Source organism: Actinomadura chokoriensis, assembly GCF_039529475.1.
Taxonomy (GTDB): Bacteria; Actinomycetota; Actinomycetes; order Streptosporangiales; family Streptosporangiaceae; genus Spirillospora; species Spirillospora bangladeshensis.
The window spans coordinates 514,079-537,807 of the sequence record NZ_BAAAMW010000002.1 but is presented as its reverse complement, the minus strand read 5'-3'; the positions used below and the strand labels follow the sequence as shown (position 1 = coordinate 537,807).

Genomic DNA, 23,729 nt, shown 5'->3' with positions numbered 1-23,729 from the left:
GTCTTTGTCTGCTAACGTCGGTCGCAACCCTGAGTCAAGGCGGGGAGAGAAGGCCGATGGCGCTACGTCACGCGGTGCTGGCGGCGCTGCTCGATGGCGAGTACAGCGGCTACCAGCTGGCCAAGATCTTCGATTTGTCGGTCTCCAACTTCTGGCATGCCGTACCGCAGCAGCTCTACTCGGAGCTGTCGAGGTTGGAGACGGAGGGCCTGATCCGCGGACGGCAGATCATCCAGCACGACCGTCCCAACAAGCGGGTGTACACGGTCACCCAGGCCGGTGTCGACGAGCTCGAGCGGTTCGCCGTCACCCCCGCCAAACCCGGGATCATCCGGGAGAACCTGCTCGTGATGGTCCAGGCCGTCGACCACATCCGCGCGGAGTCCGTCATCGCGCAGCTCGAGGACCGCGCGGTCGCGGCCGCGGCCAAGGTCGAGGTCTTCGAGCACACCCTCAAGCACCTGCGCGGCGACCTCGACGAGGAGACGTTCCTGCGGACCGGGTCCCCGCTCGGCCCCTACCTCACCTGCCTCCGGGGCCGCCGCTTCGAGCAGGAGAACTACGAGTGGTTCACCAGCACCGCCCGGCTGCTGCGCAGCCGGACGGGCACCCAGGCCGAGGGGGACGAGGCGTCATGACGGCCATCATGCCGCCCGCGGCCCCCTCGAACGCGGCGCCACCCGCGCCGACCCCTCACGCCCACCCCAGCCCCGCACCCCGGCCGGGCTGGACCCGGGCGACACGCCTTAGTCAAGGAGGCGTTCACCATGTCGGGCGAACACCACACCATCGAACTCCCTAGCAGCCCACTCCCCAACACCGCACTGGCCGACGACGCCCTGCCCGCCGACTCACTCCGCACCGACGCGCTGCCCGCGGCCGCGCCGGCCGGCGACATGGTCGCCACCGCCGCGCACGGCCTGCCGGCGATCGACGAACCGCCCCCGCTGCTGCTGGGCGAGCTGACGCTCCCCGCGGAACGGGAGTCCGTGCCCCGGGCCCGGCGGTTCAGCCGGTCCGTCACCGTCGCCTCCGGCATCGCGCACATCCGCGACGACGCCGAGGTCCTGGTCTCCGAGCTGGTCACCAACGCCGTCCGGCACGCGACGGTGTCCGGCGCCGCGCTCCGCCTGCGGCTGCTGCGCGCCGGCACCCGGCTCCGCGTCGAGGTCCACGACCACGGCACCGGGGTCCCCCGGCCGCGCCGGGTCGACCTCATGGAGGAGACGGGCCGGGGCTGGTTCCTCGTCGCGGTCATGGCCGACCGGCACGGCACCGACCACACGCCGTCGGGCAAGTCGGTGTGGTGCGAAGTGCGCGCCTGGCCGCGGGACGAGCACCCCGGGCACTGAGCACCCCGTCCGCAGCCCCCGGTTCGGCGAATGGACGTGCCATGCCCGAGAACGCGCACACCGCCCGCTACCACCGGTCGGACGGGAGCCCCGCCACGGCCGAGGAGGCCCAGCGGCTGCTGCTGGACGTGCGGGGACGCCTGCTCGCGCAGGACGTCATCCGCGTCGGCGCCGCCGTCGTGGTCGTCTCGACCTGGTTCACGGTGGTCGACCTCGGCATCGCGGCGAACGGACGGCCGCTGCTGTGGCAGACGATCGTGTCCGACCTCTCGATGCACGCCGACATCGGCCAGTACACCTCGCGGGAGAAGGCCGCGCGCGGCCACGCGCAGGCCGTCGCCATGATCTCCGGCAGGCTGCGCGGACTGGTCGCCCGCGCGGCGCTGGACGAGGTGCGTCCGTGAGAGGCGAGCCCTGACAGGCGAGCGCTGAGAAGCGAGAACGCCACCCCGCCCCCGCATTCCCCCCACGACACGGGCCGCGATCCCGGCCCGCCCTCGGCATGAGGTTGTGATCTGATGGCCTCGAAGGCACCCCGCGACGACGTCCCCGGCGGCAAGGCCCGGCGGAGACGTCCCATCCGCCTGCGGATCACGGCGCTGCTGCTGGTCCCGCTGGTGTCCCTCATCACCCTGTGGGCGTTCGCCGCGAACATCACGCTCGGCGACGCGTTCGACAAGTACGACTTCTCGACGACGTACGAGAAGATGGGCCTCCCCGGCCTCTACCTCGTGAACCAGCTCCAGGCGGAGCGTTCCCTGAGCGTCGTCGCGCTCGTCTCCGGCGACGCCGCGAACAAGCAGAAGCTCGGCGTGCAGCGCGCCCGGGTCAGCGCCGTCGAGAAGTCCTTCCGCGGGACGGCGCTGTCGGCCGACGCGCAGGACGCGGCGCAGCCCGAGACGAAGCAGCGCCTCGCCGAGGCGATCAAGGCCCTCGACACGCTGCCGCGGCTGCGCGGCAGGGTCGACACCGGGCAGGTCGCCCCGCTGGACGTCATCAACTCCTACAGCACGATGCTCGACCAGGTCATCAAGGTCTTCGACGGCCTGGTCTCGGTGAACGACGTCGCGATCCTCACCCAGGGCCGCGCGCTGATCGGCATCGGCAACGCCCGCGCCTACATGCTGCGCGAGGACTCCCTCGTCACCGCGGCGATGGCGCGCAAGGGCCGGCTCACCCCGGCCGAGCACACCGCGTTCGTCCAGTGGGCGGCGGAGGGGCGGCGGGAGTTCGAGGCCGGGCTCGCCGACCTCGACGACCAGATCCGCGGGCCGCTGCAGCAGCTCGCCGCGTCCGACCAGTTCAAGCGGTACCGGGCCGCCGAGGACGCGATCGTGAACGCGCGCGGCGACCGGCTGCCGGCCGAGGCCGCCGACTGGCAGGCCACCACCCAGCTGCTGTCGCAGGCGTGGGGGCAGAAGGTCCAGCAGGCGAGCCTCGCGCTGAACGAGCTGGCCAAGCCGATCGGCGAGCGGATCGTCATGCGGCTCGTCCTCGCCGGCGGGTTCGGGCTGCTCGCGGTCATCGCGTCCATCGTGCTGTCGCTGCTCGCGGCCCGTAGCCTGTCCCGCGAGCTGCGCGGGCTGCAGCGCGCCGCGCTGAACCTCGCCGAGGACCGGCTGCCCGCCGTCGTCGCCCGGCTCCGGCGCGGTGAGGAGGTCGATGTGGAGGCCGAGGCGCCGCCGCTCGTCATCGGCAAGACCAAGGAGGTCGCGCGCGTCGGCGACGCCTTCACCCAGGTGCAGCACACCGCGATCGAGACCGCCGTCCGCGAGTCGTACCTGCGGCAGGGCATCAGCCGCGTGTTCCTCAATGTCGCCTGGCGCAGCCAGTCGCTGCTGCACCGCCAGCTCCGCATGCTGGACGAGATGGAGCGCGGCGCGTCCGACCCGAAGGCCCTGGAGGACCTGTTCCGGCTCGACCACCTCACCACCCGCATGCGGCGGCACGCCGAGGGCCTGGTCATCCTGTCCGGGACGTCCCCGGGCCGCGGCTGGAGCCGGCCGGTGCACGTCGAGGACGTGCTGCGCGCCGCCGTCGCCGAGGTCGAGGACTACACCCGCGTCGAGGTCGTCGTCATGTCCGGGCAGGCCGCGCTGATCGGCGAGGCCGTCGCCGACATCATCCACCTGCTCGCCGAGCTGATCGAGAACGCCACCGTGTTCTCGCCCGCGCCGACCGAGGTGCTGGTGCGCGGCGAGATGGGCGCGAACGGGTTCGCCGTCGACGTCATCGACCGCGGCATCGGGCTCGACCAGTCCGAGCTGGACGCGCTGAACCTGCGGCTGTCGCGGCCCCCCGAGTTCGACCTGGCCGTCACCGACCGGCTCGGCCTGTTCGTCGTCGCCCGGCTCGCCGGCCGGCACGGCATCAGGGTCGCGCTCCAGCCGTCGCTGTACGGGGGCGTGAGCGCCGTCGTGCTGATCCCGCGCGAGCTGATCGTGGACGTCGACCAGCCCGAGGACGAGGGCGGCGCCGCGTCCGGCGCGTCCGGCGGGGACGTGCCGGTCGCCGGGCCCGTCCGGCAGAACGGGCACGCGGCGGCGAACGGCTCGACGCGCCAGTGGCCCACGCCGTCGGCGCCGTCGTCCACGGCGATGCTGAACGCCCCGGTGTACGACACCGTGCAGGACGCGCCGCCCTACGACGCGGCGCCGCCCTACGACCCCGGGCCGCCGTACGACGGCCCGTCCCCGTACGGCGGCGCGCCGCCGTACGAGACCGCGGCGCCCGATACGCCGGCGTCCCTGGAGGAGCGGCCGGAGCACGACGCGACGGTGGGGTTCGGCCCGTACGACGGAACCGAGACCCCGACGCCGTACGGCGCCCCACCGTCGCACGGGGCGCAGCCCGGACCGCCGCCCGCGTTCGACGCGACGCGCCCGTTCCAGGCCGCGGGCCCGCGCATCCCGGCCTACGGCCACGACCCCTACGCCGGCCAGGGCCGCTACGAGACGCCCGCCTCGTTCGGCGAGGGCCAGTCGTTCGGTGAGGCGCAGTCCTTCGGGCAGGCGCAGTCGTTCGGCGAGGTGCAGGCCCGCGGCGGGAACGGCGGGCGCGCCCCGCTGCCGCGCCGCGTGCGGGGCGGCAACCTGGCGCCGCAGCTGCGCGACGCGGACGCCTTCGACGACGAGCCGGCCCCGGCGGCGCCCCCGGAGGACGCGCTCGCCGCCTGGGAGGAGCGCTCGGCGGAGGCGTCCCGCGACCTGTTCGCCTCCCTGCAGGCCGGCTGGCTGCGGGGCAGGGACGAGGACGAAGGACCGGCCGACGGCATGGAGGGAAGATCATGACCCAGCAGGGAGTCGCCGCCGAGCTCAACTTCCTCCTCGACGACCTCGTCGACCGGGTTCCGCAGATCCGCAAGGTCGTGGTGCTGTCCCGGGACGGGCTCGTGATGGGCAAGTCGCGCGGTGTCGGCCGCGAGGACGCCGAATACCTCGCGGCCCTCGCCGCGGGGTTCCACAGCCTCGCGAACGGCGCGCGGCCGCAGCTGGAGTCCGGCGAGATCCGGCAGACCCTCATCGAGATGGACCAGGGCCTGTTCTTCGTGGTGCCCGCCGGCGCCAACAGCTGCCTCGCGCTGCTCAGCGAGGTCGGCGCCAACGCGGGCCTCGTCGCCTACGAGATGACGATGCTGGTCAAGCGCGTCGGCCGGCAGCTGTCCACCGGAGTCAGGCAGAGCGCCGCCGGCCCCGGACCCAGGTGACCCGCCATGGACCCCAGTGACGTGCCCGGTGCTCCCCGGGGTCCCGGCCGGGAACGGTGGCTCGACGCCGCCGCCGGGCCCATCGTCCGCCCCTACGCGGTGACGCGCGGCCGGACCCGGCCGGCCGGCGAGCCGCTCGACATCGTGGCGATCCTCGTCGCGACCGGGCGGCCGCCGGCCGAGCCGGGCCGGCTGTCGCGGCACCAGCGCCGGCTGCTCGCGCTGTGCCGGCGCCCGCACGCCCTCGCCGACCTCGCCTCCGACCTCGGCCTGCCGCTCGGGGTGATCCGGGTGCTGGCCGGCGACCTGATCGAGTCGGGCCTCGTGGACGTCCAGCGGTGGTCCACGCCGGCCACGCCGACCGGGCAGCCCGCCATGATCCAGCCGCATACCGACCAGAACCTGCTCAGGATGGTGCTCGATGAACTCCGTGCACTCTGACCCCCCGCCTGTCGCCGAGGAGACCGACGACCGGGCGGACGGGCCGCGCGTCGCCCTGAAGATCCTCGTCGCCGGCGGCTTCGGCGTCGGGAAGACGACCCTGGTCGGCGCGGTCAGCGAGATCCGGCCGCTGCGCACCGAGGAGGCGCTGACCGACGCGAGCATCGGAGTCGACGACCTCGACGGCGTCGCCGCCAAGACCACCACGACCGTGGCGATGGACTTCGGCCGCATCACGCTGCGCGACGGCGTCGCGATCTACCTGTTCGGGACGCCGGGCCAGGAGCGGTTCTGGTTCATGTGGAACGAGTTGTCGCGCGGCGCGCTCGGCGCGGTCGTGCTCGCCGACACGCGGCGGCTGATGGCGAGCTTCGCCTCGATCGACTACTTCGAGCGCAAGGGCACGCCGTTCGTCGTCGCGGTCAACTGCTTCGACGACGCCGACCGCTACGACCCGCCGGAGATCCGGACGGCGCTCGACATCGACCCGCACGTCCCGGTGCTGCTGTGCGACGCGCGCCGGACGGGGTCGGCGAAGGACGTCCTGGTGTCCCTGGTGGAGCACGCCCTGCGCCTGGCGGGCGGCGCCAGCCCCCGCCGCCCCAACTGACCGCCCTCGTTGATCTGCGGCGTGTTGTTGTTATCCGGCCCGCCATAACAACAACACGCCGCAGGTCAACGAGAGTCTTCTCCGGGGTTCGGGGGGCGCATGATGATGTCGTCTACGCCCACGTCGTGGCCTTCGGCGCATCTCACCTGCGCCGTCACGCGTTCGCCGCAGCGGGCGTGGGTCAGCATGACCTGGCGCCCCTCCTCGTTGGGCAGGTACGTCTCGCCCCATTCCATGAGGCTGACGAGGGTCGGCGCGAGGTCCAGGCCCATCTTGGTCAGGTGGTACTCGTAGCGCGTGCGCTGGCCGGGCTCCTGGTACGGCTCCCGGGTGAGCAGCCCGGCCTTGACGAGGTGGCGCAGGCGGGCGGTGACGGCGGATTCGGTCATGCCGAGGTTGCGCACGAAGTCGCCGAAACGATTGGTCCCGAAGAACGCCTCGCTGAGCACCAGCACCGCCGACGGCGGTCCGAGCGCGGCCAGGGTACGGGCGACCGGGCAGTTCTGCATCGACCAGGCGTCGCGGTCGGCGAAGTGCCCCTCAAGTGCGATTGTCACGCGACCCACTATAAACCTGCTGACTTCGCTTGACCAAAGTCAGGTCGGGCGCTAGCGTCCCTGACTATGGTGAAACAAAGTCAGGTACGCACCGGTCCCGTCCTCGCGGTGCTCTCCGTCGCCTCCTTCATGGCGGGCCTCGACCTGTTCATCGTCAACGTGGCCTTCGACGACATCGGCCGCGACTTCGCCGGCACGCCGATGGCCGACCTGTCCTGGGTCCTCAACGGCTACGCGATCGTGTTCGCCGCGCTGCTCGTCCCGCTCGGCCGGCTCGCCGACCGGTACGGGCGCAAGGCCGGGCTCGTCCTCGGCCTGACCGTCTTCACCGTCGCCTCGCAGGCGTGCGCCGCCGCGCCCGACCTGTGGTGGCTCGTCGGCTTCCGCGTCCTGCAGGCCGCCGGCGCCGCCGCGCTCATCCCCACCAGCCTCGGCCTGCTGCTGTCGGCGATGCCGGCGCCGCGCCGCGGCGGCGCGGTGCGGATCTGGTCGGCGTCCTCGGCGCTCGCCGCCGCGGCCGGGCCCGCGATCGGCGGCGTCCTGGTGGACGTCTCCTGGCGCTGGGTCTTCGAGGTCAACATCCCCATCGGCATCGCCGCGGTGCTGCTCGCGCTGCGATTCGTCCCCGACTCCCGCGAGGGCGCCACCGCCCGCGTCCCCGACCTGCCCGGCACCGCCGTGCTGACCGGCGCGATCGCCCTCCTCGCGCTCGGCCTCGTGAAGATCAACGACTGGCCCGGCGAGCGGACGACCGTCGTCATCGGCGCCGCGCTGCTCGGCCTCGCCTGGTTCTGGCTGCGCTCGCTGCGGCACCCCGCGCCCGTCATCGAGCCCGCGCTGCTCGCCGTCCGCACCTTCTTCTGGTCGAACGCCGCGGTCCTGCTGTTCACCGTCGCGTTCGCCGCGAACCTGCTGCTCGGCGTGCTGTGGATGCAGCAGGTCTGGCACTACTCGCCCATCAGGACCGGGCTCGCCGTCGCGCCCGGCCCCCTGATGGTCCCCATCATGGCGCTCATCGCCGGACGCCTCGCCGCGGCCCGGGTCCCCGTCGGACTGATCACCGCCGTCGGGTGCATGCTGTGCGCGTTCGGCGTCGTCATGATCGCGATGAGCCTCGGCCCGGCACCGGCCTACGCGTCGCAGCTGCTGCCGGGCTGGCTCATCGGCGGGATCGGGGTCGGGCTCGCCCTCCCCACCATCCTGTCCGCCGCCGCCGTCGAGCTGCCGTCCCACCGCTACGCCACCGGCAGCGCCGTGGTGAACATGAGCCGGCAGATCGGCACCGTCCTCGGCGTCAGCCTCGCCGTCGCCGCCCTCGGCACCCCGCGCGGCCGGCCCGAGGCCCACACCGCCCACACCGCCTACACCGACGCCTGGCTGATGGTCGCCGGGTTCATGGTGATCGCAGCGATCGCCGCCCTTGGCATGACCCCGCGCCGCCTTCGGCCCTCCCCAACCGTCCCCGAGCCAGAGAAGGAAGTGGTCGCCGGCACCTGACTCCGCCTTGACGAGTACCGCAGAACGCGGGCATCGGACGAAGCCTTGACCCGGACCGCGAGGCCCGGTTCGCCCGACCGCCCGACCCACAGCAGGCACCTCATGGCCAGAGGTGCCTGCTGTATTTATTGTATTTTTCTCCTCCTTCGGGCCTGGCGGCCCTCCATCGTCGAAGAACACGTGCGATCGCTGCATCGCATCCGACTCGCCTAGCGGCTCGCTGCGCGATCAGGTTCTCGCAGGCTCGAACCTGCCTTCGGTCGCGATCGCGACGGTCGGGGTCGTTGCGTGGTTGCGGTGTTGGTTGCGGTTGTTGGTCAGGCTTGGAGGGCTGACAGGATCACCAGGATCAGGGTGATCACTGCGAAGAGGCCGTGGGCCAGGACGACTGGGATGGGGAAGGCGGCTTCGGGGGCGGTTTCCGCCTTGGCGGAGCCGGGGGCGTCCGCGGCGGTGCGGACCGCGGGGGTGCGGGTCACCGCCAGCCAGCGGAAGAACATCACGAAGCCGAGCAGGGCGACCGGCAGGAGGAGGCCGAAGGCCGTCCAGGCCAGGGCCGCGGTGTCGGCCAGGACGTAGATGATCCAGACCACCAGGCCGGCGGCCGCCAGCAGGAAGTGGCCGAAGATGACCGGGACGGGGAGGCGGGACGTCCCGCCGCGGACGCCGCCGCGGGCGATCCAGGTGCCGAGCATGTAGAAGCCGCCCAGGGCGGTGATCAGCCAGGTGACTAGTGCGCCGATGGTCATGCGTTCTCTCCTTGGTGGGTGGTGGGACGGGGTGCGGGCTCGGTCTTGGCGAAGCCCTCGGACTGGGTGGTCTCGTCGGCGACGCGGACGCCGTAGCGGTAGGCGAGCTTGCCTCCCAGGAAGCCGGAGGCGGTCAGGCCCGCCAGGGACGCGACCGAGAGGGCGATCGGTCCGGGGGAGACAGGGCCGGTGACGTCGCCGAGGCGCCAGCCGAAGGCCGCCGCGTAGGCGGTGGTCACGGCCAGGTTCAGGGACATGTGGACCAGGGCGGTGCGGAAGGCGCGCGTGCCCGGCGGGACGGCGAGCAGGTCGAGGAAACCGGTCGCGGCGGCGGCGAGCGCCCCCGCCACGCCCAGGCCGATGAGCCACAGGGAGCCCTTGGCCAGGAAGTCCGGGTCGTCGACCAGGTGCGAGGCGATGTCGAAGACGAGGCTCGCCACCCACGCGCCGATCGGGACCGTCACCAGGATCGGGTGCAGGGGGTGGCCGTAGCCGCCGGCGAGCGCGCTCACCGGCCGTTTCGACTGCTGCTGCGGATCGTCCATGACGACCTCCTATTTCGCCAACAAGTATTGGTGTTATAGCAGCAGCGCGTCAATGGGGTCGCGGTCGGCCGGGGTGTCGTCCGGTTTCGAGAGGTTTTTTGGGCGTTATGGCGATCGCGGGTTAGGGTGGGGTCGTGACTTCGGACTCCGCCGGACTGGAGGCCGCCGCGATCCTCAGCGACGACCTGCGGCGCCGGATGTACGCGTTCATCCGCGCGGCGAACGCGCCGGTGACCCGGGACGAGGCGGCGGCGAGCGTCGGCATCTCCCGGAAGCTGGCCGCGTTCCACCTCGACAAGCTCGTGGACGCGGGGCTGCTGTCCGCCCGCTACGCCAACCCGGCGGGCGTCCGGCGGGTGGGTCGGGCGCCGAAGGTGTACGAGCCGTCGGGCGTGGACGTGCGGGTCAGCATCCCGCAGCGCGAGCACGGGCTGCTGGCGAGCATCCTGCTGGACGCCGTCCGCGACCAGGAGCCGGGGGAGAGCGCGCAGGAGGCGGCGTTCCGGGCCGCCGGGGAGCGGGGCCGCGCGCTCGGCGCGGCGGAGAGCCGTCCCGTGCGGGGCGGCCGGCTCGGTGCGGAGCGCGCGCTGACCTGCGCGGCCGAGCTCCTGGAGCGCTACGGGTTCGAACCCGAGCGGGACGGCCCGAAGCGGCTGCGGCTGCGCAACTGCCCCTTCCACCCCATGGCCGGGGACGATCCCGGCCTGGTGTGCGGGGTGAACCACGCGTTCCTGTCCGGCGTGGTGGACGGCCTGGGCGCCTCCAGCGTGCGGGCGGAACTCGCCCCGCATTCCGGGTACTGCTGCGTCGAGTTCGGCCCGCGCGACGAGTGATCCGCCCCGATTTGGGTCGGGAGGCGATGGATCCGGGCGATAGATCTTGCTTCTCCCGGTAAGTCACTAAGGAGCGTCGCTGTAGCCGAAGTCGATCGGGCTGGAGGAACGATGAGCCTGCCGTTGCACGAGAGCCGTGTTCTCGCGCTCATCGAGATGGGGCTGTGCCGCGAGGACCGGGAGCTCGCGGCCCGGTTCGCCGTGTTCAACCGCCTGACGGCGGCCGAGACGCCGCCGCGCCGGGAGCATCTCGGGCCGAGCCGGAGGCTGTGCCTGGTCCTCACGGCGGTGCTGATCGTGTCGGTCATCGCGCTCGGCGCGATCGCCGCCGCCGTCGCGGGCTAGCGGTCCGGCTGGTCCTCCAGGGTCTTCAGTTCGGCGCTCAGGCGGTCCAGGATCGGCGCGAGGCTGCGCAGCTCCGCGAGGTGCACGCGGGTCAGCTCGGCGAGGACGCGGTCGGCCGCCGCGGTCAGCCGCACCCGCATCACCCGGTTGTCGTCGGGGTCGCGCTCGCGGCCGACGAGGCCGGCGTGCTCCGCCCGGTTGATCAGCTCGACCGTGCTGTGGTGGCGCAGCAGCAGGTACTCCGCGAGCTCGCCGACCGTGGGCGGGCGCTCGGCGTCGTGGCCCTTGACGGCGAGGAGGAGCTGGTGCTGGGCCGGCGTCAGCCCCGCCGCGCGCACCGCCTGCTCGCTCCAGCGCAGGTAGCGGCGCAGCCCGGTGCGGAACGCGAGCAGAGAGGTGAACTCCTCCTGGCTGAGTTCCTGCACGCGCACCCCGTCCATGGGCCTGGAAGTCCGTCCTGTGACGCCTCGATGCTACTTCACCGCCGGTATCAGCGCAGGTGGGACGCCGAGGCGTGACAAATATATCGTGCCACGATAAATTGAGGGACGAGTGAGATGGGGTGAGAACGCGATGCGACCGACATCATCGGTGCTGCACGTCTACCAGGCGGACGACTGCGACATCGTGACCTTTCCCGCCGAGGTCGATCTCCTGAACGACCAGAGGATCCGCACCCAGCTGCTCTGGCTGCTCAACACGAGCCCCCGGGGCCTGGTCCTGGACCTGTCGGGGACGCGCTTCTGCGCCGCCTGCGGGGTGGACGCCATCTTCCGCGCCTGCATCCGCGCCAAGGCCCTCGGCATCCGGGTCGGCCTGCTCTCGCCGCCGAGCGGGCCGGTGAACCGCGTCATCCAGATCACCGGGCTGGACCGCGCGATCCCCACGACGACCGACCGGGCGGAGGCACTCGCCGCGCTGCGCTGATCCGTGACGATCACCGTCCGAGGAATTAGGGTCTCTGTCACAGATTCCCGGGCTGCTCCCGCAACGAGCGCTATGCCCGAATGGAAACTCGGGCGGAGGTTCGGGGATGGGTGTTGCGCGGGCTCTGATGGCGGTCGTCCTCGCGGCCGGGACGGCCGCGGCCTGCGGGGAGGGCGGGTCCGGGTCGCTGCTCGGCAAGTCGACGCTGGTGGTGGGCGTGCGCCCGGACCTGCCCGGTCTCGGGCTGCGGCGCCCCGGCGGCGGGTTCGAGGGGTTCGACATCGACGTGGCGCGGTACGTGGGGGAGCGGCTCGGGAAGAAGATCCGGTTCGTCCAGGTGCTGGCGTCCGAGCGGATCCCCGCGCTGACGTCCGGGCGGGCCGACCTCGTCCTCGCGACGCTGTCGGTCACGCCCGAGCGCAAGACGCGGATCGCGTTCGCGGGCCCGTACTACATGTCGTACCAGGACGTCCTCGTGCGGTCGGACGAGCGCGGCGTCAAGGGCGTCCGCGATCTGAAGGGCCGCCGGTTCTGCGCGGTCGAGGGCGCGGACCCGATCCAGCGGCTGCGCGCGCTCAGCGGGATGACGGCCCGGAACGTGCCCGCCCGCAGCTACGACGAGTGCATGGCCATGATCAAGGCGGGGACGGTGGACGCCATCACCACCAACGACGTGATCCTGGCCGGGCTCATCCGGCGCGAGGGGCGCGGCTTCCGGCTGGTCAACGCCCGGATCAGCGAGCAGAACACCGGCATCGGGCTCCGCCGCGGCGACATCGACGGCTGCGAGGCGCTGAACCGGGTCATCACCGGCATGTACCAGGACGGCACCGCCGAGCGGCTGACGCGCAAGTGGTTCGGCGGCACCGGCCTGGACCTGTCGATCATCGAGGTGCCGCAGTTCGAGGGCTGCGTCTAGCCGCCGGCGCCGGCCGCGTCGTCGAGGATGAGCCGCAGCTCCTCGGCGCGGCCGCCGCTGATGGCGCCCTCGCGGGCGCGGGTCGAGATCTTGTGCCGGAGGTAGGCGACGTCGGCGCGGCGGCGGTCGAGCGGCGACCACGGCCGCCGCAGCATGCCCTCGATCACGTTGGTGAGGTCGAGGCCGACGTCGTCGCGGACGTCCCCGTCGGCGACGCCCTGGTAGACCGCGGAGCGGAGCCGCAGGAGCGCGTCGTGGATGCGCGTCTCGGGCGGCGCGGAGGTCCCGGGCGTCTCTGTGGCGGGCTCCGTGGACGGCTCGGTGGCCGGTTCGCTGCTCGGCGGGTCCGGTTCGGCGGTGGCGGACGGGGACGGGGACGCCGCCTGGAGCGGCAGGAGGCGGCCGGAGGAGCGGTCGCGGCTGGAGAGGTTGTCGCCGATCCCGATGATGAGGGCCGCCGCGGCCGCGATCGTGGCGGCGACTCCCGCGAGTGCCAGCCACGGGGTGCGCAGGCCCCGCCGGGAGCGGCGGATCTCCTCCCGCCGCCACCGTCCGGGCTCCTGGCCGGCGGTCATGCCCGGATGGTCGCGAGGACGCGGTTCAGCTCGTCCGCGAGGCCGGGGGTGAGGGCCCGCTCCCGCCGCCGCGTGTCGATCTTGTCGTGCAGCTGGGCGACGCGGCGGCCGACGTCCACGTCCCGGTCGGAGGTGAGGTCGTTCTCCAGGTTGGTGATCACGTTGGTGAGGTCGATGGCGACGTCGGAGCGGATCTCGCCGGAGGCGTAGCCGCGGCTGACGATCGGGCGCAGCCGGCCGAGCGCGCCCCGCACCCCGGCCGGCTCGACGGCGGGCGTCCGGTCCGGCGCCGCCGATGCGGACGGCGCGGCGGCATCGCCCGGGAGGGGCGGCGAGACGGACACGGGGGTGCGCGGCGCCGACGCCAGGATCGCGGCGGCCGCCGAAACCGGCACCACGACGACCAGGGCGGACGCGGCCAGCCGAACGCGGCGGGCGGCATGCCGCCGCACCGGCGGGCGCGGGGCCTGCGTCAGCCGGGGCGGCGAGTGCAGAGCGTCGGGCCGCGGTGGGCGCAGGGTCGTGGTCCGGCGGGGCGGGACGAGGGGCGCCGGGGCGGTGAAGCAGTGGTTCGGCGGGGCGTCCTCGTCGCAGGTGAGGAGGTCGGCGATCTGCCGGGCGGACGGCGGTTCCCGACTCAGGCAGCGGGCGACGAGCACCGACAGCTCCTCGGACGCGCCGGGGGTGACGCAGGCGGAGATGAGCGCGCCCAGCGCCCGGATGTCGGCGGTCGCCGCGGGCTCGGCCGCCGGCGCCGCGGCCTCCGGCCCCCGGGCGCTGCGGACGATCCCGCCGATGCCGGTGTCGACGAGCCTGACCTCGTCCGGGAGCAGCACGACCTTGCCGGGCCTCAGGTCGCCGTGCGCCACGCCGGCCGTGTGCGCGAGGTCCAGCGCGGAGGCGACCTGCCCGCACACCTCGGCGGTCTCGTAGGCGGTGAGCGGGCCGCGGCGCAGCCGGTCAGCGAGGGTCGTGCCGTCGAGGAACTCGGTGACCAGGTAGGACGTGAGCCGCCCGGACGCGTCCCGGGTCTGGTCGCTGTCGAAGATCGTCTCCAGCGCGGGGTGGGACAGCCCGGCGGCGCGGGTGACCCCCTGCTGGAAGGCGGGCCGCAGGCCGGCGCGCGCGGGCGTCAGCAGCTTGACCGCGACGGGGCGGTCGAGCAGCTCGTCCCGGGCGCGCCAGACCTCCATCGCCCCGCCGCCGTCGAGGCGCTCCACGAGCCGGTAGCGCTCGGTCAGCCGCAAGCCCGATTCCACTGGACGTCCACCCTCGCCGTGCTCCGTGCCGGGCGCGGTCCCCGGCGTGTCAGGAGGTACGCGCGGCCCCGCGCACCGGGTTCGACCCGGCGGCGGCGCGCCACGCGGCGAGCAGCTCGCCGAGGCCCTCCTCGTAGCGGGCGACGTTCGCGGTCTTCACCTCCTCGTAGCCGCGGATCATGTCGGGCAGCTCCGCGATCCGCACGGCGAGGTCGAGCCGGTCCGTGGTGAGGCCCGCGTCCAGGCCCGCGACCAGCTCGTTCAGGACGGCGACGTAGCCGGTGACGAGGCGGCGCTCGGTGCGCCGCTGCGCGGTGGCGCCGAACGGGTCGAGCGGGGTGCCGCGCAGCCGCCGCATGGCGCGCAGCGCGTGGAACGCCGGGCGGGCCGTCCGGCCGAGCGCGACCTTCTTGCCGAGCCCCATCGCCCGCAGCAGCGGCGGGTGCAGCATGTACCGGACGGTGGAGCCGGGCCCGAACTGCTCCTCGACGCGCCGGGCGAGCTCGGGGTCGAGGTGCAGGCGGGCGACCTCGTACTCGTCCTTGTACGCCATCAGCTTGTAGAGGTTGCGCGCGACGGCGACCGCGAGCCGCCGCCCGTCCGCACCCGCCGCCCGCTCGGCGCGCGCGACGCGCATGACCGCGTCCAGGTACCGCCTGGCGAGCGCCAGGTCCTGGTACGCGGCCAGGTCGGGGACGCGGATCCGCAGCACGCGGGCCAGTTCCCCGTCCGCGCCGGACGCATCGACCAGGCTCATCGCAGCCGGCGCGGTCGCGTCCAGCGGACGCGGAGCGGCGGCGGTCGCGGCGGGCTCGGCCGCCCAGCCCGGTTCCAGGACGAGCCGCCGCCCCGCCCGGAACGCCTGCACGTTCGCCGCCACCTGGACGCCGTTCAGCGCGAGCGCCTCCTCGATCGCCTTCGCCGACACCGGCAGCAGGCCCGACTGGTACGCGGCGCCGACCACGATGAAGTTCGCGGTGGTCGTGCTCCCGAACCAGCGCTCGGCGAGCGCGAGGGCGTCGAGCGCGACGAGGCCCTCCGGCCGCGTCCGGTCGGCGATCCGCCGGACGAGCGCCGCGCTCGGCGGCAGCGCCGCCGCCGTGTCGGTGATCATCCGCCCGGTGGGGACCTCGCTGGTCGACACGACCGCGGCGGTCCGGCCGGGCGCGCAGCGGCGCAGGTTCGGCTCGGACGTCCCGGCGAGCGCGTCGAACACCAGGTAGGCGTCGGCGCCGCCCGCGCCGACCATGCCGGGGCGGTCCCGCTCGGCGTCCCCGATCCGCAGGTGCGACACGACCGCGCCGGCCTTCTGGCTCAGCCCGGTCTGGTCGAGCGCGCGGGCGTGCAGGCCGTCGACGAGCGCGGCCGTGGCGAGGACCTGGTTGACGGTCACGACGCCGGTTCCGCCGATGCCGACGAGCAGGACGTCCGCCGACCCGGGACGGCTCTCCGGCTCGGCCGGTTCACCGATCTCGGGCAGCGACGGCCGCGCCTTCTTCTCGCCGGGGATCACGGTGAGGAACGAGGGGCAGTCGCCGTCCACGCACGAGTAGTCCTTGTTGCAGGACGTCTGGTTGATCTGCGTCTTGCGCCCGAACTCGGTCTCGACCGGCTCGACGCTGAGGCAGTTCGACTTCACGCCGCAGTCGCCGCAGCCCTCGCACACCGCCTCGTTGATCAGCACGCGGACCTGCGGGTCGGGGGCGAGGCCGCGCTTGCGCTTGCGCCGCGACTCCGCCGCGCACGCCTGGTCGTACAGCAGCACGGTCACGCCGGGGATCTCGCGCAGCTCCCGCTGGACGGCGTCGAGGTCGTCGCGGTGCCGGACCCGGACGCCGGGCGCCCAGTCGGTCCCGCGCGGGTAGCGGGACGGGTCGTCGGCCACCACGGTGATCTTCGCGACGCCCTCGGCGTGCAGCATCCGGGTGATCGCGGCCGGGTTGGAGCCGCCGTCGGCGTCCTGCCCGCCGGTCATCGCGACCGCCGCGTTGTAGAGGATCTTGAAGGTGATGTTCGTGCCGGCGGCGACCGCCTGCCGGACGGCGAGGCTGCCGGAGTGGAAGAACGTCCCGTCGCCGAGGTTCTGGAACATGTGCCCGGTGTCGCTGAACGGCGCCGCGCCGACCCACATGGCGCCCTCGCCGCCCATCTGCGTCGTGCCGATGCTGCGGTCCTGGAAGACCGTCATCACGTGGCAGCCGATGCCGCTCGCCGCGATCGACCCGTCCGGGACGACCGTCGACCGGTTGTGCGGGCAGCCCGAGCAGAAGTACGGGGTGCGCGCCGGCGCCAGCAGGTCGATCTGCGGCTTGCGGGGCGTCAGCGCAGGGTCGCGCAGGTCGACGTGCTCCGTCCCGACGCGGTCGGCGATGAACCGGGCGAGCGCCTTGACGACGCGGTCGGCGTCCAGCCCGCCGTCGGCCGGGACGAGCCCGGCCCCATCGGGTCCGTTCTTCCCGTACACGGCCGGACGCTCCGCCTGGTCGTACAGGACGTCCCGGATCTGCGTCTCGATGAACGCGCGCTTCTCCTCCACCACCACGATCTCGCGGAGGCCCTTCGCGAAGCGCCGGATCCGGTCGGCGTCCAGCGGATAGATCAGGGCGAGCCGCAGCAGCCGCACACCGCGCCGCGCCAGCGCCTCGTCGTCGAGCCCGATCCGGTCGAGGGCTTCGCGCAGCTCAAGGTAGGTGCGCCCGGCCGCGACGAGGCCGATGGCCGCGTCCGCCGCGCCCTCGATCCGGTCGAGCCCGTTGGCGGCGGCGTACGCCGTCGCCGCCTGGAGCCGGCCCTGCAGGACCTCGGTCTCGATGGCCGTCGTGCCCTTCAGGTCGACGCCGGGCTTGCGCGTCGGCTTCCACGGACGCCCCCGCCATGTGAAGTCCGGGATCACCGGGTCGGGCACCGGCTCCGCCGCCACGATCTCGTGCGAGTCGGCGACGTCCGTCACGACCTTGAAACCGGTCCAGGCACCACTGAACCGGGACATCTCGAACCCGTGCCGTCCCAACCGCAGCACGTCGCCGACCGACGCGGGTACCAGCACCGGCATGAACGCCTCCGCGAGCGCGCCCTCCGTCGCCGACGGCAGCGTGGACGACTTCGCGGACGGGTCGTCCCCCACCACCGCGAGCACCCCGCCCCGCGCGGACGTGCCGAGCCAGTTCCCGTGCTTGAACGCGTCCAGCGACCGGTCGACGCCGGGCGCCTTGCCGTACCAGAGCCCGAAGACGCCCTCGTAGCGCGGCCCCGGCAGGTGCTCGGCGAGCTGCGACCCGTAGACCGCCGTCGCCGCCAGCTCCTCGTTCACGCCCGGGACGAACCGGATGCCGTGGCCCTCCAGCAGCGTCGCGTCCCGCATCAGCTGCTGGTCGAGCCCGCCGAGCGGCGACCCCCGGTAGCCGGACACGAACCCCGCCGTCGTCCAGCCGCGCCGGGCGTCCGCGCGCCGCTGGTCGAGCAGCAGCCGGACGAGCGCGTGCACGCCGCCGATCGCGATCCGGCCGCGCTCCAGCTCCAGCCGGTCGCGGAGCGGAGAGGAAGTAACGGTGGTGCTCATGCCTGCATTGAGCCCCTCGCCCTGAGCGGTGTGCAAGATGGTGGGGCGATACTTGAGCAGATTGCTCAAATCGGACCGGACTCACGTATCGGAGCTGAGCATTGTGACGAGCGCCACTCTCCTCGACCTGCAGATCCTGCGCCGCCTCGTGGAGCAGCCCCGCATCGGCATCACGGAACTGGCCGCCAAGCTCGGCATCGCCCGCAACACCGCGCACGCGCGCGTGGAGCGGCTCGAACGCGAGGGCGTCATCGGGCACCGCGGCCGGGAGGTCGACCTCGGCGCGATCGGCTTCGAGCTGACCGCGTTCGTGACCCTCGAAGTCGCCCAGGGCCGCCTGCGCGAGGCCGCCGCGGCGCTGTCGGCGATCCCGCGCGTCCTGGAGGTCCTCGGCATCACCGGCCAGGGCGACCTCCTCGTCCGCGCGGTGGCCCCGAACGGCAAGCAGCTGCACGAGGTCATCGACTCGATCCTCGCCTGCCCCGGCGTCCGCCGCAGCACGACGTCGATCGTCCTGACCCACCAGGTCCCGTTCCGCGTCGGCCCCCTCCTGGAGGACGAGGAACGCCGCGCCCGCCGAACATGACCGGCGGAATCCCGGGTAAGGCGGCGATGTCACGCACAGTGACAGATCTGCTTCACGCTGTCGCCACGGAGGCCGCCGATGCTGCTGACCCTGAAGGAACGGGAACGGCTGCTCATCTTCACCGCCGGTGAGCTCGCGCTCAAGCGCAAGGAGCGCGGGCTGAAGCTCAACCTGCCCGAGGCGACGGCCGTGATCACGTCCTACCTGCTGGAGGGCGCGCGGGACGGCCGGACCAAGGCCGACCTGCAGAACGCGGCGCGCGGCGTCCTGACCCGCAAGGACGTCATGGACGGCGTACCGGAGATGCTCGCCCAGGTGCACGTCGAGGCGACCTTCCCCGACGGCACCAAGCTCATCACGGTCGCGGACCCGATCTCATGAGCGGCCTGCGCAGGACGATCGCCGACACCGTGTCGAACCGGCTGCAGAAGGCCCGCGAGGACTCGCGGGTGGTCCGGCTGACCGGCCGGGCGGCGGCGCGGGCGCAGCGCGCCGCCGAGCGCAGCCCGCGCCTGGCCAGGGCCGTCGACAGGGTGCAGCGCCGGATACCGGAGCCGACCCGCAAGCGCCCCGGGAGCGGGAAGGACGTCGGGCTCGGCTCCGGGAAGGGCGGCGCGATCGGCATCACCCATCCGGGCGCCGACTCCAGCGCGAAGCCGGGCAGGCCCGGCCAGATCCTGTACGCCGAGGACCCGGTGCGGATCAACGTGGGCCGGGACGTGGTCACGGTGTCGGTCGTCAACACGGCGGACCGGCCGGTCACCGTCGGATCGCACTACCACTTCGCCGACGCGAACCCGGCGCTGGAGTTCGACCGGGAGGCGGCGCGCGGACGGCGGCAGAACATCATCTCCGGCGGCATGACCCGCTTCGACCCGGGCGTGCGCCAGGAGATCGAACTGGTCCCGTACGCCGGCCGGCGGATCGTCCCCGGCTTCCGCGCCGCCGGCTCCGGCACCGAGGGCGGGGGAACGGCCGATGCCTGAGATCCAGCGGCAGATGTACGTGTCGATGCTCGGCCCGACGACGGGCGACCGGCTGCGGCTGGCCGACACCGACCTCCTGATCGAGGTCGAGGAGGACCGCTGCGTCGGCGGCGACGAGACCGTCTTCGGCGGCGGCAAGTCCGGCCGCGCCTCCCAGGGGCAGTCGCACACGCCCCGCACGCAGGGCACCCCCGACCTCGTCGTCACGAACGTGGTCGTCCTCGACCACTGGGGGATCGTCAAGGCGGACGTCGGCATCCGCGACGGGCGGTTCGTCGCGATCGGCAAGTCCGGCAACCCCGACATCATGGACGGCGTCCATCCCGATCTGGTGATCGGCCCGTCGACCGAGCTCATGAACGGCACCGGCCTGATCATGACGGCCGGGGCGATCGACACCCACGTCCACATGGTGTCCCCGGCGATGTGCACGGTGGCGCTGGAGGCGGGCGTGACCACGCTGATCGGCGGCGGCAGCGGCCCCACCAGCGGCTCGCAGGCCACGCTCGCCACCCCCGGCGCGTGGTGGCTGGAGCGGATGTTCGAGGCGTTCGACCCGTGGCCGGTCAACATCGCGTTCCTCGGGCGCGGCACGACCGTCTCGGAGGAGGCCCTGACCGAGCAGCTGCGCGCCGGAGCCGCCGGGTTCAAGTGCCACGAGGACTGGGGCGCCACCCCGCCGGTGATCGACGCCGCGCTCACCGTCGCGGACGCGCACGGCGTCCAGGTCGCCGTGCACAGCGACACGCTCAACGAGGCCGGGTTCGTCGAGGACCTGATGCGCACCGCGGCCGGCCGGACGTTCCACAGCTACCACACCGAGGGCGCCGGTGGCGGCCACGCGCCCGACATCATCCGCATCGCGGGGGAGCGCAACGTCCTGCCGTCGTCCACGACCCCGACCCGGCCGTTCACCGTCAACACCGTCGACGAGCAGCTCGACATGATCCTCGTCGCGCACCATCTCAACCCGAAGGTGCCGAGCGAACTGGGCTTCGCGGAGAGCCGGGTCCGGGCGAGTACGATCGCCGCCGAGGACGTCCTGCAGGACATCGGCGCGATCTCCGCGATGTCGTCGGACGCGCAGGCGATGGGGCGGCTCGGCGAGACGGTCCAGCGCACCTGGCAGACCGCCCACGCGATGAAGAACCTGCGCGGCCCGCTGGAGGGCGACGGCCGCGCCGACAACCACCGGGCCCGCCGCTATGTCGCCAAGTACACGATCTGCCCGGCCGTCATCCACGGCGTGGAACGGGAGGTCGGGTCGATCGAGCCCGGCAAGCTCGCCGACTTCGTCCTGTGGGAGCCCGCGCTGTTCGGCGTCAAGCCGACCTCGGTGTTCAAGGGCGGCATGGCCGCCACCGCGATGCTCGGCGACCCGAACGCCTCCGTCCCGACGCCGCAGCCGGTGCTGCCCCGCCACGGCTACAACGTCGGCACCCGCGCCGCGCAGGCCACCAGCGTGGCCTTCGTCGCCCAGGCCGCGGTGGACGACGGGCTCGCCGACCGCCTCGCCGTGCACCGGCGGCTCGTCCCGATCGCGGACGTGCGGGGCCGCACGAAGGCCGACCTGCCGCTGAACGACGCGCTGCCGGACATCGAGGTCGATCCCGACACGTTCGAGGTCCGCATCGACGGCGACAGGGTCGACCACGAGCCGGGCACCGAACTGCCGATGACCCAGCGCTACTTCCTCTTCTGACCGTGCCGGGCGACCTCGCGCACCTGCTGCTGCTGGCGGACGGCCGGTTCCCCGCCGGCGGCCACGCCCATTCCGGCGGGCTGGAACCGCTCGCCGCCACCGGACGGGTCCGGGACGTGCCGACCCTGGAGGCGTTCCTGCGCGGACGCGCCGCGACCGGCGGCGCCGTCTCCGCCGCCTTCGCCGCCGCCGCGTCCCTCGCGACGCGGTTCGGCGAACTCGACGCGGAACTGGACGCGCGCCTGCCATCGGCCGCCGTCCGATCGGCGTCCCGCACGCTGGGCCGCCAGCTGCTGCGCACCGCCCGCGCCGTATGGCCGGCACCCGCCTGGGACGGCCTCGGAGCCGCGCCCCACCAGCCGATCGTCCTGGGCGCCGTCTGCGCCGCCGCGTCACTCGACCCGCACGCCGCCGCCCACGCCGCGCTGCACGAGGCGGTCACCGGCCCGGCGACCGCCGCCGTCCGGCTGCTCGGCCTGGACCCGCACGCCGTCCACGCCGCCCTCGCCCGGCTCGGACCGCTCCTGGACGACCTCGCGACCACGGCCGCCGGGCACGCCCGGACCGCGCCGGCCGACCTGCCCGCGCTCAGCGCGCCGCTGCTCGACATCGCCGCCGAACACCACGCCACCTGGGAGGTGCGTCTCTTTGCTTCGTGACCACGACCACATGCCGCACGGCACCGCGACCCTGCCCCGCGACCCCGGCCGGCCGCTCCGCATCGGGATCGGGGGGCCGGTCGGCTCCGGCAAGACCGCGCTCGTCGCCGCCCTGTGCCGCTCGCTCGGGGACGGCCTCGGCATGGCCGTCGTCACCAACGACATCTACACCCGCGAGGACGCCGAGTTCCTGCTGCGCAACGGCGTGCTGCCGTCCGAGCGGGTCCTGGCGGTCGAGACGGGCTGCTGCCCGCACACCGCGATCCGCGACGACATCTCCGCCAACATCGAGGCCATCGAAGCACTGGAGGGCAGCCTGCCCGGACTCGACGTCGTGCTCGTGGAGAGCGGCGGCGACAACCTCACCGCCACGTTCAGCCGCGGGCTCGTCCACCACCAGATCTTCGTCGTCGACGTCGCCGGCGGCGACAAGGTCCCGCGCAAGGGCGGCCCCGGCGTCACCACCGCCGACCTGCTCGTCATCAACAAGACCGACCTCGCGGACCAGGTCGGCGCCGACCTCGCGGTGATGGACCGCGACGCCCGCGCCAAGCGCGGCGACCTGCCGATGTGCTTCCTGTCCCTGGTCGAGGACCCGGGCGCCGCGCCGGTCGCCGCCTGGGTCCGCGAACGCCTCGCCGCCGTGCCCGGCTGATGCGGGCCCGCGCCCACCTCGCGACCGAGCGCACCGCGGACGGGCGGACCCGCATCTCGGCGCTCCGCTCCGAAGCGCCGCTGATGCTCCGGTCGACGCTGGCCGCGCGCATCGCCGGGCACCCGCCGTGGACGTCCCGGCTCGCCGGCGCGGCCCACGTCCATCTCACCGCCGGCGCCGCCGGACCCATCGGCGGCGACCACCTGGCCCTGCGCGTCGACGTGGGCGCGGGCAGCGCGCTCGTCCTGCGGGACGTCTCGTCGACCCTCCTGCTCCCCGGCCCGGCGAACGAGCGGTCCCGGACTCGCATCGACGTCCAGGTGGCCGCCGATGCGACGTTCGTCTGGCTGCCCGAGCCGGTCATCGCCGCTCGCGGCTGCGACCACCGGACGGATGTCCGCGTCGGTCTGGAGCGCGGCGCGAGACTGCTGCTCCGCGAGGAACTGCTGCTCGGACGGCACGGCGAGGAGCCCGGCACCGTCCGGCAGGACATCCGCGTCCGGCTGGACGGCCGCGCGCTCCACCACCAGCAGCTCGCCATCGCCCCGCAGACCGCCGGCTGGGACGGACCGGCCGTGACCGGCGGCCACCGCGCGATCGGGTCCCTGCTGGTCGTCGACCCGGCCTGGCGCGGCGGCCCGCCGCCCGGCCGTCCGCTCGACGGCGACGCGGCCCGCATGGCGCTGACCGGCCCCGCCGTCCTGGTCAGCGCCATGCGGCCGGACAGCCTTTCCCTGCGGCGCGACCTCGACACCGCGCTGGCGGCCCTGTACCCGGCGCCGGCGAGCCCTCGCGTCCCCCGCCCGGACGGACACCGGGCCGCACCCGCCGACATGCTCCGCTGACCTGCAAGTCAACGAACCGCCTGCTCGAACCGGCGCAGGGCCTCGCCCTGGAACGGGACCTCGGCGTTGAGCTGGGCACAGGACGCCGATGCCGACCCCAAGCGCACGCTGCGCCTGGACGTACACGGGAGGGAATGCGCCGTCGAAGAGGAACGTCTCGGCCCGCACCGCGGCCCCGGAGCGTTCGAAGAACCGCACGCACCCGCCGGAGAGGCAGCAGCGGCGCCAGGAACGCTTATGGGAAGGCTGTCTCGTAATGGTGACGGGCTGCGGCCGGGCATGCTGCCGTTGGTCTGCCGTCTTCGGGCGCCGGGACGGCCGTCCATCGCGAGTACGTCGAACGACTTCTGAAACACGGTACGACAGGTCCGACCGACCTGCACGGCACCGATGGCTTGTCGGCGGTCGAGATCATTGGTTCG

At 73.5% G+C, this 23,729-nt stretch carries 26 protein-coding genes; 19 read left to right on the top strand and 7 right to left on the bottom strand.

The window, feature by feature from the left end; genetic code table 11:
• Nucleotides 1–56: 56 nt before the first annotated feature.
• The 7 genes from ABFX46_RS06650 to ABFX46_RS06620 all read left to right on the top strand — a co-directional run bounded on the left by ABFX46_RS06650 (nt 57) and on the right by ABFX46_RS06620 (nt 6,109).
• Nucleotides 57–638 carry a PadR family transcriptional regulator gene (locus ABFX46_RS06650; RefSeq protein WP_346040442.1) on the top strand — a complete coding sequence of 194 codons (582 nt, stop codon included), beginning with the start codon at nt 57–59 and terminating at the stop codon, nt 636–638.
• A 129-nt stretch (nt 639–767) separates the two neighbouring features.
• Nucleotides 768–1,352, top strand: coding sequence for an ATP-binding protein (locus tag ABFX46_RS06645; protein WP_346040441.1), 585 nt, complete (start codon nt 768–770; stop codon nt 1,350–1,352).
• Between the two features lie 41 nt (nt 1,353–1,393).
• Nucleotides 1,394–1,756 (top strand): hypothetical protein, encoded by a 363-nt coding sequence (locus ABFX46_RS06640; RefSeq protein WP_131939612.1) that lies wholly within the window; start codon nt 1,394–1,396, stop codon nt 1,754–1,756.
• Between the two features lie 114 nt (nt 1,757–1,870).
• Nucleotides 1,871–4,642, top strand: a complete 2,772-nt coding sequence (locus ABFX46_RS06635) for a nitrate- and nitrite sensing domain-containing protein (RefSeq protein WP_346040440.1) — start codon at nt 1,871–1,873, stop codon at nt 4,640–4,642.
• Nucleotides 4,639–5,058 carry a roadblock/LC7 domain-containing protein gene (locus ABFX46_RS06630; RefSeq protein ID WP_131939610.1) on the top strand — a complete coding sequence of 140 codons (420 nt, stop codon included), beginning with the start codon at nt 4,639–4,641 and terminating at the stop codon, nt 5,056–5,058. The genes ABFX46_RS06635 and ABFX46_RS06630 overlap by 4 nt, the downstream gene beginning before the upstream one ends.
• Before the next feature lie 6 nt (nt 5,059–5,064).
• Nucleotides 5,065–5,499 (top strand): DUF742 domain-containing protein, encoded by a 435-nt coding sequence (locus tag ABFX46_RS06625; RefSeq protein WP_346040439.1) that lies wholly within the window; start codon nt 5,065–5,067, stop codon nt 5,497–5,499.
• Nucleotides 5,480–6,109, top strand: a complete 630-nt coding sequence (locus ABFX46_RS06620) for a GTP-binding protein (protein WP_346040438.1) — start codon at nt 5,480–5,482, stop codon at nt 6,107–6,109. The genes ABFX46_RS06625 and ABFX46_RS06620 overlap by 20 nt, the downstream gene beginning before the upstream one ends.
• Before the next feature lie 65 nt (nt 6,110–6,174).
• Here ABFX46_RS06620 and ABFX46_RS06615 read toward each other — a convergent pair whose 3' ends face one another.
• Nucleotides 6,175–6,666, bottom strand: a complete 492-nt coding sequence (locus ABFX46_RS06615; protein WP_346040437.1) for a winged helix-turn-helix transcriptional regulator — start codon at nt 6,664–6,666, stop codon at nt 6,175–6,177.
• A 66-nt stretch (nt 6,667–6,732) separates the two neighbouring features.
• On the opposite strand from ABFX46_RS06615, the gene ABFX46_RS06610 reads away from it, so the two are divergent.
• Entirely contained in the window at nt 6,733–8,163 is a 1,431-nt protein-coding gene (locus tag ABFX46_RS06610) for an MFS transporter (RefSeq protein WP_346040436.1), read from the top strand.
• A 317-nt stretch (nt 8,164–8,480) separates the two neighbouring features.
• Here ABFX46_RS06610 and ABFX46_RS06605 read toward each other — a convergent pair whose 3' ends face one another.
• Together ABFX46_RS06605 and ABFX46_RS06600 are read right to left on the bottom strand one after the other, a co-directional pair.
• The gene (locus tag ABFX46_RS06605; protein WP_346040435.1) at nt 8,481–8,912 is read right to left on the bottom strand and encodes a hypothetical protein; all 432 of its coding nucleotides are present in this window, start codon (nt 8,910–8,912) and stop codon (nt 8,481–8,483) included.
• Nucleotides 8,909–9,457: a DUF2231 domain-containing protein gene (locus ABFX46_RS06600; protein ID WP_346040434.1), complete on the bottom strand. Its 549-nt coding sequence runs from the start codon at nt 9,455–9,457 to the stop codon at nt 8,909–8,911. Before ABFX46_RS06600 ends, ABFX46_RS06605 begins: the two co-directional genes overlap by 4 nt.
• Nucleotides 9,458–9,591: 134 nt before the next feature.
• Here ABFX46_RS06600 and ABFX46_RS06595 point away from each other — a divergent pair, with 134 nt between their 5' ends.
• Nucleotides 9,592–10,290 (top strand): helix-turn-helix transcriptional regulator, encoded by a 699-nt coding sequence (locus ABFX46_RS06595; protein WP_346040433.1) that lies wholly within the window; start codon nt 9,592–9,594, stop codon nt 10,288–10,290.
• A 111-nt stretch (nt 10,291–10,401) separates the two neighbouring features.
• Entirely contained in the window at nt 10,402–10,635 is a 234-nt protein-coding gene (locus ABFX46_RS06590; RefSeq protein WP_346040432.1) for a DUF3040 domain-containing protein, read from the top strand.
• Here the strand turns inward: ABFX46_RS06590 and ABFX46_RS06585 are convergent.
• Nucleotides 10,632–11,075 carry a MarR family winged helix-turn-helix transcriptional regulator gene (locus tag ABFX46_RS06585; RefSeq protein WP_346040431.1) on the bottom strand — a complete coding sequence of 148 codons (444 nt, stop codon included), beginning with the start codon at nt 11,073–11,075 and terminating at the stop codon, nt 10,632–10,634. The two genes, ABFX46_RS06590 and ABFX46_RS06585, sit on opposite strands and share 4 nt — an antisense overlap.
• A 133-nt stretch (nt 11,076–11,208) precedes the next feature.
• Here ABFX46_RS06585 and ABFX46_RS06580 point away from each other — a divergent pair, with 133 nt between their 5' ends.
• Complete coding sequence (locus ABFX46_RS06580) at nt 11,209–11,562, top strand: STAS domain-containing protein (protein WP_346040430.1); 354 nt, start codon at nt 11,209–11,211, stop codon at nt 11,560–11,562.
• Between the two features lie 106 nt (nt 11,563–11,668).
• On the top strand, nt 11,669–12,481 hold the full coding sequence (locus ABFX46_RS06575) for a transporter substrate-binding domain-containing protein (protein WP_346040429.1): 813 nt from the start codon (nt 11,669–11,671) through the stop codon (nt 12,479–12,481).
• On the opposite strand, the gene ABFX46_RS06570 is transcribed toward ABFX46_RS06575, so the two are convergent.
• From ABFX46_RS06570 to ABFX46_RS06560, 3 genes are read right to left on the bottom strand one after another with little or no spacing between them, the layout of a single operon-like run.
• On the bottom strand, nt 12,478–13,056 hold the full coding sequence (locus ABFX46_RS06570) for a hypothetical protein (RefSeq protein WP_346040428.1): 579 nt from the start codon (nt 13,054–13,056) through the stop codon (nt 12,478–12,480). The two genes, ABFX46_RS06575 and ABFX46_RS06570, sit on opposite strands and share 4 nt — an antisense overlap.
• Nucleotides 13,053–14,315: a protein kinase domain-containing protein gene (locus ABFX46_RS06565; protein ID WP_346040427.1), complete on the bottom strand. Its 1,263-nt coding sequence runs from the start codon at nt 14,313–14,315 to the stop codon at nt 13,053–13,055. The genes ABFX46_RS06570 and ABFX46_RS06565 overlap by 4 nt, the downstream gene beginning before the upstream one ends.
• Nucleotides 14,316–14,364: 49 nt before the next feature.
• A complete protein-coding gene (locus ABFX46_RS06560) occupies nt 14,365–17,874 on the bottom strand; it encodes an indolepyruvate ferredoxin oxidoreductase family protein (protein ID WP_346040426.1) in 3,510 nt (1,169 codons plus the stop codon).
• Between the two features lie 103 nt (nt 17,875–17,977).
• Between ABFX46_RS06560 and ABFX46_RS06555 the strand changes: the two genes are divergently transcribed.
• The 7 genes from ABFX46_RS06555 (at nt 17,978) to ABFX46_RS06525 (ending at nt 23,307) form a co-directional block, all read left to right on the top strand.
• The gene (locus ABFX46_RS06555) at nt 17,978–18,460 is read left to right on the top strand and encodes an Lrp/AsnC family transcriptional regulator (RefSeq protein ID WP_346040425.1); all 483 of its coding nucleotides are present in this window, start codon (nt 17,978–17,980) and stop codon (nt 18,458–18,460) included.
• Nucleotides 18,461–18,538: 78 nt separating this feature from the next.
• Nucleotides 18,539–18,841, top strand: coding sequence for an urease subunit gamma (locus ABFX46_RS06550; RefSeq protein ID WP_346040424.1), 303 nt, complete (start codon nt 18,539–18,541; stop codon nt 18,839–18,841).
• The gene (gene ureB, locus ABFX46_RS06545) at nt 18,838–19,446 is read left to right on the top strand and encodes an urease subunit beta (RefSeq protein WP_346040423.1); all 609 of its coding nucleotides are present in this window, start codon (nt 18,838–18,840) and stop codon (nt 19,444–19,446) included. Before ABFX46_RS06550 ends, ureB begins: the two co-directional genes overlap by 4 nt.
• Entirely contained in the window at nt 19,439–21,148 is a 1,710-nt protein-coding gene (locus tag ABFX46_RS06540) for an urease subunit alpha (protein ID WP_346040422.1), read from the top strand. The genes ureB and ABFX46_RS06540 overlap by 8 nt, the downstream gene beginning before the upstream one ends.
• Before the next feature lie 2 nt (nt 21,149–21,150).
• Nucleotides 21,151–21,807, top strand: a complete 657-nt coding sequence (locus ABFX46_RS06535; RefSeq protein WP_346040421.1) for an urease accessory protein UreF — start codon at nt 21,151–21,153, stop codon at nt 21,805–21,807.
• The gene (gene ureG, locus ABFX46_RS06530; protein WP_428831215.1) at nt 21,797–22,462 is read left to right on the top strand and encodes an urease accessory protein UreG; all 666 of its coding nucleotides are present in this window, start codon (nt 21,797–21,799) and stop codon (nt 22,460–22,462) included. Before ABFX46_RS06535 ends, ureG begins: the two co-directional genes overlap by 11 nt.
• Complete coding sequence (locus ABFX46_RS06525; RefSeq protein ID WP_346040420.1) at nt 22,462–23,307, top strand: urease accessory protein UreD; 846 nt, start codon at nt 22,462–22,464, stop codon at nt 23,305–23,307. Before ureG ends, ABFX46_RS06525 begins: the two co-directional genes overlap by 1 nt.
• Nucleotides 23,308–23,729 lie beyond the last annotated feature (422 nt).

What these genes read in the sequence shown, in the direction of transcription:
- ABFX46_RS06650 (WP_346040442.1), top strand. Translation starts at nt 57, where the DNA reads ATGGCGCTACGTCACGCGGTGCTGGCGGCGCTGCTCGATGGCGAGTAC.
- ABFX46_RS06645 (WP_346040441.1), top strand. Translation starts at nt 768, where the DNA reads ATGTCGGGCGAACACCACACCATCGAACTCCCTAGCAGCCCACTCCCC.
- ABFX46_RS06640 (WP_131939612.1), top strand. Translation starts at nt 1,394, where the DNA reads ATGCCCGAGAACGCGCACACCGCCCGCTACCACCGGTCGGACGGGAGC.
- ABFX46_RS06635 (WP_346040440.1), top strand. Translation starts at nt 1,871, where the DNA reads ATGGCCTCGAAGGCACCCCGCGACGACGTCCCCGGCGGCAAGGCCCGG.
- ABFX46_RS06630 (WP_131939610.1), top strand. Translation starts at nt 4,639, where the DNA reads ATGACCCAGCAGGGAGTCGCCGCCGAGCTCAACTTCCTCCTCGACGAC.
- ABFX46_RS06625 (WP_346040439.1), top strand. Translation starts at nt 5,065, where the DNA reads ATGGACCCCAGTGACGTGCCCGGTGCTCCCCGGGGTCCCGGCCGGGAA.
- ABFX46_RS06620 (WP_346040438.1), top strand. Translation starts at nt 5,480, where the DNA reads ATGAACTCCGTGCACTCTGACCCCCCGCCTGTCGCCGAGGAGACCGAC.
- ABFX46_RS06610 (WP_346040436.1), top strand. Translation starts at nt 6,733, where the DNA reads ATGGTGAAACAAAGTCAGGTACGCACCGGTCCCGTCCTCGCGGTGCTC.
- ABFX46_RS06605 (WP_346040435.1), bottom strand. Translation starts at nt 8,912, where the DNA reads ATGACCATCGGCGCACTAGTCACCTGGCTGATCACCGCCCTGGGCGGC.
- ABFX46_RS06600 (WP_346040434.1), bottom strand. Translation starts at nt 9,457, where the DNA reads ATGGACGATCCGCAGCAGCAGTCGAAACGGCCGGTGAGCGCGCTCGCC.
- ABFX46_RS06590 (WP_346040432.1), top strand. Translation starts at nt 10,402, where the DNA reads ATGAGCCTGCCGTTGCACGAGAGCCGTGTTCTCGCGCTCATCGAGATG.
- ABFX46_RS06585 (WP_346040431.1), bottom strand. Translation starts at nt 11,075, where the DNA reads ATGGACGGGGTGCGCGTGCAGGAACTCAGCCAGGAGGAGTTCACCTCT.
- ABFX46_RS06580 (WP_346040430.1), top strand. Translation starts at nt 11,209, where the DNA reads ATGCGACCGACATCATCGGTGCTGCACGTCTACCAGGCGGACGACTGC.
- ABFX46_RS06575 (WP_346040429.1), top strand. Translation starts at nt 11,669, where the DNA reads ATGGGTGTTGCGCGGGCTCTGATGGCGGTCGTCCTCGCGGCCGGGACG.
- ABFX46_RS06570 (WP_346040428.1), bottom strand. Translation starts at nt 13,056, where the DNA reads ATGACCGCCGGCCAGGAGCCCGGACGGTGGCGGCGGGAGGAGATCCGC.
- ABFX46_RS06560 (WP_346040426.1), bottom strand. Translation starts at nt 17,874, where the DNA reads ATGAGCACCACCGTTACTTCCTCTCCGCTCCGCGACCGGCTGGAGCTG.
- ABFX46_RS06550 (WP_346040424.1), top strand. Translation starts at nt 18,539, where the DNA reads ATGCTGCTGACCCTGAAGGAACGGGAACGGCTGCTCATCTTCACCGCC.
- ureB (WP_346040423.1), top strand. Translation starts at nt 18,838, where the DNA reads ATGAGCGGCCTGCGCAGGACGATCGCCGACACCGTGTCGAACCGGCTG.
- ABFX46_RS06540 (WP_346040422.1), top strand. Translation starts at nt 19,439, where the DNA reads ATGCCTGAGATCCAGCGGCAGATGTACGTGTCGATGCTCGGCCCGACG.
- ABFX46_RS06525 (WP_346040420.1), top strand. Translation starts at nt 22,462, where the DNA reads ATGCGGGCCCGCGCCCACCTCGCGACCGAGCGCACCGCGGACGGGCGG.